This is a genomic window from Mycobacterium innocens, assembly GCF_900566055.1.
Lineage (GTDB): Bacteria > Actinomycetota > Actinomycetes > Mycobacteriales > Mycobacteriaceae > Mycobacterium > Mycobacterium innocens.
This window is the reverse complement of record NZ_UPHQ01000129.1, coordinates 1-2,357: the sequence shown is the minus strand read 5'-3', so window position 1 is coordinate 2,357 and position 2,357 is coordinate 1. Positions and strand designations below refer to the sequence as shown.

Sequence of the window (2,357 nt, the reverse complement as noted above, 5' to 3'; positions counted from 1 at the left end):
CAGGAAATCCGAAGATCACGACACGATAACGATCTGATCGAATCGCAAAGTAGCAGCTATATCAGAGCAACAGATCCGAGCGTAAACACGCCTGGATCACACAAATCCCCAGGTCAGCCGCCTGCGCCCGCCGCGGGAGATTGCCCCGAATCAGCTACGCGGAAATCCGCGTTAGAGGTTTCTACGAGGAGCTAGTACGCTCCCAATACGCCGCTGAGGTATTGGGCACGACAGGCTCGGCGAGCCAGCTTGCCGCTGGTGGTGCGCGGAATGGCCCCGGCGGGGAGGAAACGCACGTCGGCGGCCGACAGCCGATGGCGTTCGGCAACCGCGGCCCGGATCGCCTCGATCGCCGGTTTCGGGTCGGCGTGGCTGGTGCCGGCCGCACGTTCGGCAATGATCACCAACCGGGGACGGGTGTCGTCCGCATCGTCAGCATCCGGCAGCTCGTTGGCCGGTGCCGCGAAAGCCGTGACATATCCGCGCCGGACGATGGGCGACGCCGCCGCGACGGTGGCCTCGATGTCCTGCGGATAATGGTTGTGGCCGTCGATGGTGATGAGATCGGCGATCCGCCCCGTGACGTATAGTTCGCCGTCTAGGTAGACGCCCAGGTCTGAAGTCCGCAGCCAATTCCCTTCGAGCGCAGCGCCGTTGGTGCGGCTTTGCTCGTGAAGCGCCGATTGCAGCCTGGCGCCGAAGGTGTGGCGCGTTTCGTCCGGTCGCCCCCAGTAGCCGCGGCCGACGTTGTCTCCCTGCAGCCAGATTTCGCCGACTTCGCCATCCGGCAGTTCGGCACCGGTGTCGGGGTTGACGATCACGGCCCACAGGCTGCGAGCGACGTGACCGCAAGACACCTGCACGACGGCGTTGGGGTGATCCGCCGCGACGGGGACCGCACGCCCGCAACCCAGTTGCTCCCGGTCGAGGTAGACCACCGTCGTTTCGGCGGTGTGGTCGATGGTCGCGACAAGCAGCGTCGCCTCGGCGATGCCATAGGAGGGCTTGAACGCCGTCCGCGGAAGTCCGTAGGGCGCGAACGCTTTGTTGAATGTCGTGATCGCCTCGATGCTGACCGGTTCGGATCCGATAATCAGCACGACGTTGCGCAGGTCGATATCCTCGCCCGCCGCGGGCAGGCCGCGCTGGGCGGTCCACTCGTAGGCGAAGTTCGGTGCCGCGGTGACGACGCGCCCGGTCCGTGATCCGTCGGACAGCGCATGAATCCACCGCTGCGGCCGACGGACGAACGCGGTCGGCGACATCAGGGTGGAGTGCCCGCCGTATACCGCCGGGAAGCCGATCATGGACAGGCCCATGTCGTGGTAGAGCGGCAACCAGCTGACGCCGTGAGTGTTGCGGTTGAGCAGGTCGATCGACAGGATCATCTGCACCAGGTTGGTGCCGACGGCACGGTGAGTGATCTCGATGCCGACGGGCGGCCGAGTCGAGCCCGAGGTGTACTGCAGGTGGGACACGGCATCCATGTCCAGCTCGATCGCACTGAACTGCTCCCCTGCCGAATCCGGTATCTGATCGATGATGATGACGTCCGGCTTTCGCAGCTGCGGACGGCTGGCCAGAAAGCCCTCCACGGCGGCTTTCGCTGTCGCCGTCGTCAGGACGACCGTGGGCTCCGAGTCGCGAAGTGCGGTATCGAGACGTTCGGCGTGGCCGGGCAATTCCGGGGCAAACAGGGGCACCGCGATAGTTCCGGCCTTGATCGCCGCGTAGAAACCGGCAACGTAGTCGATGCCCTGCGGCGCCAGGACCGCGACCCGGTCGCCGTTGCCCGCGAGCTGTTGGATCTGCGCACCGATGGCCGCCAATCGCATCCCCAACTGCGCCCAGGTCACCTCGAGGGCCTGCCCTTCAGCGGAGCGGGTGTAGTCCAGGTAGCGATACGCGATGGAGTCACCGACATTGGCGATATTGCGTTGGATGAGCGAGATCAGGGTGGTGCCGGGCGGCAAGGCGATACTGCCATCGGCGGCCAGGCAGTCATCGATCTGCAGCAAGCCTTCTGGAGCCCGGGAGCCCTGCGGGGAACCGTCGTTCATACGCGGCAGTCTATGCACCGGCGCACGGCTGACACGGCAAGCAGCGTGTGGCCTCGGCCACCGATCGGGTGGCTCGATGGAACTCGCTGTCGGCAACCGGTCCATTAGACGGAAGTTACGGCTGCCTGGGTAAGGGTTTTCCGCCCTGAACTGGGGGTTTGCTGGTTTGCTGGTTTGTGTTTGTGGCTACGCGGCGATGGTCAGGGGGATGGTGGCCTCAATGAGGTCGAAAGCACGGCGTTGAGTGGGGGTGGCCTCGGCGAGTTTGTCGATCTCGATGTCGGTGTGGTGGTAGCG

The 2,357-nt window shown here is 65.0% G+C and carries 1 protein-coding gene; it reads right to left on the bottom strand.

The features are described 5' to 3' along the window. Positions 1–191: 191 nt before the first annotated feature. Entirely contained in the window at positions 192–2,060 is a 1,869-nt protein-coding gene (locus EET03_RS14125) for a fatty acyl-AMP ligase (protein ID WP_075542672.1), read from the bottom strand. Positions 2,061–2,357: the final 297 nt, after the last annotated feature.